The sequence below is a fragment of the Coprococcus sp. ART55/1 genome (assembly GCF_000210595.1).
Lineage (GTDB): Bacteria > Bacillota > Clostridia > Lachnospirales > Lachnospiraceae > Coprococcus > Coprococcus aceti.
Genome location: NC_021018.1, coordinates 2,087,402 through 2,096,774 on the forward strand (window position 1 = coordinate 2,087,402; position 9,373 = coordinate 2,096,774).

Sequence of the window (9,373 nt, forward strand, 5' to 3'; positions counted from 1 at the left end):
TATATCATGTATACCAATGATCGTTATATACCTGATATTCCAGAAGCAGTTCGTAGAAGGTATTGCAACATCAGGTGGAAAGCTCTAAAGAAAGTTAAAGAAGATATTATATATGACCACAGGGTGACGTCGGTTACTGACGCCACCCTTGTGAAATATATCGTAAATACGAAGTATTTACGATGCTGCAGACGCCGCGCGAAGCGCCTCCCATGCGTCTGTTCCAAAATATATCGTAAATACGAAGTATTTGCGATGCTGCAGACGCCGCGCGAAGCGCCTCTCATGCGTCTGTTCCAAAATATATCGTAAGTGCGAAACAAAAGGAGGACGTCTATGAAAAAGCCGATAATCACGGAAGAAGAAAAACAGAAGATAAAAGAGATGGACTCCATACGCAAAAAAATAGGATATATCTGGGATTATTACAAGCTTTGGATAATCGGTGCGGTCGTTCTCGTGGGACTTGTAGTGTATTTTACTGTTGTGTTTGCAACGAGGGAGGACAAGCCGATACTGGATGTCGTCCTTGTGAACAACTACGATGATGTTTCAGAGGACTGCAGGCTGACACAGGGATTTGTGTCGTATGTAGGGGAAGAAAATCTCCCGGGAAGGGTTACATTTGACAACAATGCATTTTTTAATCTGGCAAATAACTCAGATTATAAGAACAGTTACTATATGAAGGTGCTGGCATACCTTGAGGCGGACACTGCTCAGGCAGTCTTGTGCCAGTATGACAATCTCATAGGTCTGGCGAAGAGCGGCAGACTTGCAGACCTGTCGGATGAGAAGGTCGGCGATATATATGATAAGTATAAGGATAGGATAATTTATTACGAGGATGAAGAGGGGAAGAAGATACCTGTCGGAATAGATGTATCTGAAGGATACAAGGCGGCAGGACTTACTGAGTACACAGATGGCAAGGCATATATTGGATTGTCAGCATATGCGGCGGATTATGGATATGTGGAGAAATTTGTGGACTACATGGTGGAACTTGGAATACAATCCGGCGGAGCTGGTTGTAGATAAATTATGAGGAAAGACCAGTCAAATGAAATTTGGCTGTAGAGAAACTGGAGATCACGAAAAGGAGGACTTGGGCATGGCAATATTGATAAATGAAGAGAAAAAGCTTTTCACATTGAACACCAAAAATACTACATATCAGATGAAGGTGATCGACTATGGGTATCTGGCTCATCTGTATTATGGCAAGAAAATGGACGGGGATATGTCATATGTCATAACTCATTACGATAGAGGATTCTCAGGCAATCCTTATGAAGCACAGGAGCACAGAGAATTCTCTCTGGACAACATTCCACTGGAATATAGCTGCTACGGCAACGGAGATTTCAGGACTCCGGCATTCAACATAAAGGACATAGAGGGAATACATGGATGTGATCTCAGATATGTTTCATATGAGGTGATGGACAGTAAGTATAGTCTCAAGGGACTTCCTGCTGCTTACACAAATGACGGCGAGAAGGGTGAGACCCTTAAGATCGTTCTTCAGGATCCTCAGGTGGGAGTGGAGGTTGATCTTCTGTATGGAATTATAGAGGATAAGGATCTGATAACCAGATCAGCTATCATCAAGAATATCAGCGATGCGGATATGTTCGTGGCAAAGGCTTCAAGCGTGAGCCTGGACTTTGTGACAGGTGATTACGACCTTATACATTTTCACGGAAGACATGCCATGGAGCGCATGTATGAGAGAGAAGAGATCAAGCACGGCGTGAAGAAGATCGGAAGCACAAGAGGTACTTCAAGCCATCAGCACAGTCCATTTGTGGTTATAGCAGGCAAGGATGCGAATGAGGATGCGGGCGACTGCTACGGAATCTCACTTCTCTATAGTGGAAGCTTCAACTGTGAGGTTGAGAAGGATCAGACAGATCAGGTGAGACTCAACATGGGCGTTCAGGATGATATGTTCGAGTATGTACTCTATCCAGAGAGTGAATTTGTGGCACCTGAGGTTGTCATGGTGTATTCTCCTGATGGATTTGCCGACATGTCACACAAGATGCATGATGTTGTGAGATACAATATCTGCCGCGGCGAGTACAAGATAAAGAGAAGACCTATTCTCATCAACAGTTGGGAGGCAGTATACTTCGACTTCAACGGTGATGATATAGTTAATATAGCAAAGCAGGCTTCAGAGCTCGGCGTTGAGATGCTGGTTCTGGATGACGGCTGGTTCGGTGTGAGAAATGATGACAAGTCAGGTCTCGGCGACTGGTTTGTAAATGAGGATAAGATGGGCGGCCCTATGGCTGATGTTGTCAAGAGGGTTAAGGATCTCGGCATGAAGTTCGGTATCTGGATCGAGCCTGAGATGGTATCCGAGAAGAGCGAGCTTTTCAAGGAGCATCCGGATTATGCATTTGTGATCCCTGGAAGAAAGCCTGTCATGGGAAGAAGCCAGCTCAATCTGGATTTCTCAAGAAAAGAGGTCGTAAACTGCATATTTGACCAGATGATAGCAGTGCTGGACAAGATAGATGTTGATTATATAAAGATGGATATGAACAGAAGCATCTTAAATGTATACTCCATGACTGAGGGAATCCAGAACAATGGAACTATCCTCTACAAGTATGTACTCGGTGTATATGACTTTATGGAGAGGCTTCAGGCGAGATATCCAAAGATGTTCATCGAGGGCTGCAGTGGTGGCGGCGGAAGATTTGATGCCGGAATGATGTATTACACACCACAGATCTGGTGCAGTGATGATACAGATGCCATCTGCAGACTTGACATACAGTATGGAACTTCATTTGGCTATCCTATATCGGTGGTTGGTTCACACGTATCAGCGGTTCCAAATCATCAGACAGGCAGGACAACTCCATTCAATACAAGAGCCGTTGTTGCCATGGCAGGAAGCTTTGGCTACGAGCTTGATCTGAACAAGGTCAGCGATGAGGAGAAGGAAGAGGTAAAGGCTCAGGTAGAAAACTACAAGAAGTACTGGGATCTTCTTCATAATGGACTTTACTACAGACTGACGGATGCGGATAAGAGCAAAGGTGTAGCTGCATGGTCATTTGTCGCAAGGGACAAGTCAGAGACCCTTGTCAATATCGTGACGGTGGAGAGCTTCTGCAATGCCCCTGTACCTTTTGTCAGAGTAAAGGGACTTGATGTGGATGCCACATATGTTGACGAGGAGACCGGCGCAGAGTACAGCGGACAGGGACTTGAACAGATAGGACTTCCTGTACCACTCAAGTTCGGCGAGTACAATGCTTACCAGATCCACCTGGTTAGAAAGTAAAATTGCATAAGTGATATTGTGTTATTTATACATAAATATTAATTATATTGTATTAAATTACAGCTTCATGATAATATGAGGCTGTAATTTTTTGTGCTTATATATTCGGCATAAATGTGCTGAATATGTATGGGAAAAAAAGGGAGGTTACATATGAAATTGAAGGGGATAATGGCTGCGGCTGTAACTGTAGCCATGGTGTCGTCGTGCATTCATATACCGATGACGACTGCACAGGCACAGACTTTACTGTCAAATATGACAGCGTATGCCGTACAGATGAATGAAGCTGAGATATCAGCAGCTACAGAGGATATTTCAGAGCTTGAGGGTGACTATGGGGTTGTGAACATAGTTAATGGCAAGGAGAGTAAAATATCATTTGTCACGGATGAGACAGGATATTATGAGATAATATTGCAGGGAAGCCAGTCACGGCTGATGCTTCAGGAGACCTTGTATAACAGTAAGAGTAAGCGCCTTGCTACAGGTAAAAAGGATGGCAGTGGATGCTGCAGGCTGGTATACAAGTGCACTGCGGGGGAGAAATACATTCTTGGGTCTAAGTATGCCCGTTCTTATACAGTTTCCGAAAGTGCAAATATAAGCGTGAGAAAGCTTCCGGATGTGGCGGCAATAAAAATGGTGCCGGATAATACAACGATACTGGAGGAAACACCAGACTCCATAACATCGGCGTACGCAACGGTAACCTATTCCGGTGGAAAGGTGCGCGGTTCAGGTATCAGCGGCTCAGACTGTAAGATAGATGGAGTTACATACAGTCTGTGGGTGAAGAATTCCAAGGGAAGTTATTATTATGAGGGCGATGAAGGGGATATGGTATCGTATGCGGATGCGGAAAAACTTCCGGCCGGTACGTATACTGTTCAGCTTACAGACAAAATGGATAGTGAGCCGAACCAGTCGACCAAGATATACGATTCGTACACTGCAAAGGTGCAGACTCCTGCTGAATATTTTGTAGGAAAAAGGAATATCAGTGAGACGGATACCTACGCATATGATACCAGGGTGGACGGTTACGAGTATTACAGATTTATACCATCTGCAACTGCTGACTTTGTGTTTGAAGTAGATAAATCATCAACTGCATTTATAGATGTATATGATTCGGACATGGCGGTGGTTGAGACCGATAATGACAGGTATTCATTTGTCAAGGGAAAGACCTATTATGTCAGACTTTCAGGAACAACGGATGATGATAATGAAACATTGAATGAGGTCAGGCTCAAGGCGAAGAAGTATGCGGCACCTTCAGGGGTGACATTGAAGCTGGCAAAGAGCGAATGGGCAGCCGGAACGCCGATAAGCTTTATGAATGGTGCGAGCAGTACAATAAAGTATAATGATAAGTCCACGGAAAGCATAGATCTGACCGGTGGAAGTGGATACAGTAATGGAAACAGATATACAGTATATTATTCGTCATCTGATGATAACTGGAAAGAGTACGAATATGAAAAAGGTGTAACTCTTTCAGAGGGCGAGTACAAAGTAGCTGTGGGATATGATGCGGCTGAGGAAGATCAGGAGCTGCTCGGCACGGCAGTGCTTAAGGTAGTGTCCATAGACAAGCTGAGCGCAGGACAGCTCTCCGAAGGTGACAACAATGTGAGTGTCGGAACGGATGAGTATGACAAGGCCTATTACAGTTTTGTCATGCCATTTGACGGAAGTGTGGTAATAGAAAGCGACAGTCCTTATTGTGTATATGAGTCCGGTGATGAGGGCCCGGTAGAGGTTACAGGAAAACTTACTGGAGGCAGCACTTATTACGTAGGCCTGTATAATGAGTTATCTACTTCCAAGACAAATGTGAGACTGAGCTTTATTCCGAAAGTGACAGATATGATTGCTGTTCCCGAGAACACAGATTTCATCAGAATGGGCAGCTACGATAAGGATATCAGCAGTTATGTAGATGGAACCAGAGTAAAGATCTCGTATGCTGACGGAAAAACAGAGGAGCTGGTGTTTGACGATTCGGACAGTGTGGAAACCTCCAGAGGAGACGAGGTACGTGCTGAGATAGTTACAGATACGGAAAATGAGTGCCCTGTCGGAGCGGCACAGATTAGGATATACACACTGTATAGTGAGGACTCTTATGCATATGACATAGAGATAAAGGATATAGAGGATGTTGCTGTCGGAAGTCTTGCGGAGGGATCTAACCAGGTAAGTCTGTCGGAGAATGGCAGTGCATATTATACGTTTATGCCTTCGACATCCGCTAGGTATACATTTGCCCCAGTGGGCGGTATGGAGATCTACAGCAAAATTGACGCTGATGATGAGACAATGTATGATCTGAAGAAACTTAGTGTATCGGATGGCGAGGCTGTACTTGAGAGCGGTAATACATACTATATCTGTCTCGATGGCGGAGTAGAGGACAAGTGGGGAGATACGCAGACCAGTTGGAGCATGAATGTGACAAGGGGAGAAACTTTGTCAAATTCAAAGATCAGTTTATGGAAACTGAGAGATAACAGAACCTATGAATTCCTTCCAGATATGAAATTATCAGGTATTAAAAACCTTCTGGATAGAGAGACTCTCCAGTTTGTATATGATGATGGCAGTGTAAAAGAGGCCAGTGTCGGTGACAGCGAGGATAATGAGCTGATCACGAGTACATGGTACAGATATAACGAGAAAACTGGAAAGTATGTCGAGATCGCAGGCTTTGGCAGCAGGGTTGATACTGGCAGATACATGGTTGAACTTGCAATCGCTGGTGCGGATGGCATGGATACGGTTGAGATACCATTTGCAGTGAAGACTGCACAGAGCATGAGCCTTGGAACATGGAACAGCTCAAAGACGCTTGATATTTCAGGCGACAGATATGTGCATATATATAAGGTAAGTGCCCAGGCGGGTTCGTATGTGGTATCCGCAGATGAGAAGATCGATGGCATCAGGATTTTGGATGCAAATGGAATAGAGATAACGACTAACAACGTGGCTTATTCATCTGATGGATTTGGCAGTGCGGGATTTGACACAGCAGGCGGGGATCTGTATGTATGTGTGTATCCGGGAAAAAATGTAAATAAATGCGGCGTGACAATGAAGGAGATCGTCAAGGCTGTAAGCGTAAGCACAACCGTTTCTAAGACTGAATATCTGAGGGAATTTGATGAGCTTAAGGGTAGCATAAAAACCGTTGTCACATATTCTGATGGAAGCACCAGAACATTTGATGCGGATGACGATGATACAAGCTATACGATCACGAAAAACGGCAGGGTGAGCAGCTATTTAAGCATCGACACGATAACAGAACAGACCGGATCATATGAGATAATACCTTACATATGGGGAATGGCTGACGATTGTGAAGTTCAGGGAGCATCATTTGATGTCGTGGATCTGAATGTGGATGAGCTGGAGTACCTGATATCAGGTGAGCCTGCGGTGCTTTCAGGTGTTGAGAACACTGGGGATGTAAAGCTGTACAGATTTGATATTGCGTCAGATGGAGTGGTATCCCTTCAGAGACAGGGCTTTGAGCTTAAGGGTATATATACCATTGAGGATGATGGCAGCTTTTCAGATACATATAGCAGTGGAGATGCTTTCTCTCTGAAAAAGGGAAGCTATATTATAGCACTCTATGCGAGAGAGAAAGATGATCAGATAACATTTACATATCACGATTCGTATGTGACAGGTAATGGAAAAATAACACCGGGTCAGAAGACAACAGCGGATATAAGCTATGACGGAGAGGGCATCGAGTATGAATTTATCCCAACGGAGACCGGAGAGTACAGATTTACGGTGGACTGCGGAGATAATACAGTATACACCAGAATCTATGCTGATGGGGTTCTGGAAAAGACATACTCACGGAACGGCGGACAACTCATTATAGACAGGACATTTGAGGCGAACCGCAGTTATACATTCAGGATCAGCCTTGCGTCGCAGCAGACAGGAAGCGTGACGATCACTCCTGAGAAGGTGGAGGCAGAGGTAGAGAACGAGTACGATATCTCCGCTGTGAGCATATCAGGATGCAAGGTGAAGAAGACAGAGGACGGATACAGTGTAACCGGAGATATAGAGATAACATATGCAAATAATGAGAGCCAGAAGACACCATTTGTCAGCGGAAGATGGACTGATGCATATGGAAATATCATTCAGGGAATCATGTCTGTTGTGGAAAATGACACATACACAGATGTGACCCTGGATCTCAGATATAAGAATACGGGTTCATCAGAGTGGATATATGCTGAGTCAAAGACCCAGAAGTTTGGGGCTGGAGATGACGGGGGATGGATCATAACCAAGACTCCGACATGTACTGAGAACGGAGAGAAGACAAGGTACATTGAGGATGAGGATATATATGAGACCGAGGTGATCCCTGCTACAGGACACAGTTTCACAAAGTATGAGTCAGATGGAAATGCCACATGTTCGCAGAAGGGAACCAAGACGGCAAAATGTGACAATAACTGCGGAGAAAAGGATACTATCATAGACGATGAGACCACAGTTCCTCACGATTATCAGACGGTGTGGACGGTTAAGAAAAAGGCATCACAGACCAGTGACGGATATAAGGCGCATGTGTGCAAAAACTGCAAGTCAGCCAGCAAGGAAACTCAGAGTATATACAGGATAAAGAGTATCAGGCTTGCATACAGCGCTGTTGAGTATGATGGTACAGCTAAGAAGCCTGCGGTAGAGGTAAAAGACTCAAAGGGCAGAAAGGTTGCCGCAGGAAATTACAGCGTTTCATATTCAAATAACAAGAATATCGGCAAGGCCAAAGTTGTCATCAAATTCAAGGGTGACTATGAAGGGGAGAAGACACTCACATTTGACATCAAGATGGGTGTGAGAAAAGTTGAGTCCATTGACAACACAGCAAATGGAATAAAGTTGAGCTGGAAGAAGTATAAAGCGGCATCGGGATATGTTGTTTACAGAGGAGTAAATGGAAAAGCATATACGATAGCAGGTGTTGTTCAGAATCCGGAGACAACATCGTTCGTGGACGTCACAGCTAAAAATGTGGGTGTAAAGTATACATATAAGATAAGAACTTATAAGACATTTGGCGATGTGACATACAATTCGGCATTTGGCGGCGAGAAGACAGGAAGTTATGTACCTGCCGTGAAGCTGAAGAAATTCACAAGTGCATCTGCCGGAACAGCCAAGGTTACATATAATAAGGCAGCCAAGGCCACCGGATATCAGATACAGTATGCAGACAATGCATCGTTTAAATCTGCAAAGACGGCCAATGTAAACGGAGGTTCAGTTACAAGTAAGACCATCAAACGACTTACTAAGGGCAAGAGATATTATGTCAGAGTACGAAGCTTTAAGAAGATTGATGGTAAGGTTTACTATTCCGCATGGAGTGGAAAGAAATCGGTTGTAATAAAGAAGAGATAATATCAAAAGAAATAGAAGAATCCGCCATGGATACAATCTGTATCCGTGGCGGATTGTTTTTTATTCTGTGTGTTCATCATCATAACGCCTTTTATTACATAATAGCGAAAGAAAACAGGTAATAAAGTGTAAAAATTGAGGTAATGTGATGTTTTTGGTTGGACATGGCAGACATAAAATGCTACCATGATTCTATGGGAACATTATTGTTCCAGAGCAGCAAAAGGGATGAGCAGAATAAGGAGAGAAAGATGGACGAGAATAACGTAAATGGATTTAATGATATGGACGACGATGAGGACGAGGGAACTACTGTCCTCACGACTCCGGGAGTGAGCGCATTTTCTCCGGTGCAGAACAGTGCACAAGGGCAGCCGAACCCGGGTCAGCCACAGCAGAATCAGCAGCCGGGTGGATTTGGACAGCCGATGGGCGGACAGTATGGAGGATTTGGACAGACACAGTATGGTCAGCCGCAGTACGGTCAGGGTCAGCAGTTTGGTGGAAATGTCCAGTCGACAGGTGGACAGTATGGAGGATTTGGACAGCCACAGTATGGTCAGCCGCAGTACGGTCAGGGTCAGCAGTTTGGTGGAAATGTCCAGCCGACAG

General features: G+C 44.4%; 3 protein-coding genes and 1 pseudogene. All 4 read left to right on the top strand.

The genetic code is table 11. The features are described from left to right. Nucleotides 1-336 precede the first annotated feature (336 nt). Nucleotides 337-1,041, top strand: coding sequence for a hypothetical protein (locus tag CCU_RS09435; protein WP_015534458.1), 705 nt, complete (start codon nt 337-339; stop codon nt 1,039-1,041). 73 nt (nt 1,042-1,114) lie between these two features. Then, nucleotides 1,115-3,307, top strand: coding sequence for an alpha-galactosidase (locus CCU_RS09440; RefSeq protein ID WP_015534459.1), 2,193 nt, complete (start codon nt 1,115-1,117; stop codon nt 3,305-3,307). Between the two features lie 153 nt (nt 3,308-3,460). Beyond that, a complete protein-coding gene (locus CCU_RS09445) occupies nt 3,461-8,761 on the top strand; it encodes a hypothetical protein (protein WP_015534460.1) in 5,301 nt (1,766 codons plus the stop codon). Nucleotides 8,762-9,012: 251 nt separating this feature from the next. Continuing rightward, nucleotides 9,013-9,373, top strand: a pseudogene (locus tag CCU_RS09450) (hypothetical protein); the annotation flags it as partial.

What these genes read in the sequence shown, in the direction of transcription:
- CCU_RS09440 (WP_015534459.1), top strand. Translation starts at nt 1,115, where the DNA reads ATGGCAATATTGATAAATGAAGAGAAAAAGCTTTTCACATTGAACACC.
- CCU_RS09435 (WP_015534458.1), top strand. Translation starts at nt 337, where the DNA reads ATGAAAAAGCCGATAATCACGGAAGAAGAAAAACAGAAGATAAAAGAG.
- CCU_RS09445 (WP_015534460.1), top strand. Translation starts at nt 3,461, where the DNA reads ATGAAATTGAAGGGGATAATGGCTGCGGCTGTAACTGTAGCCATGGTG.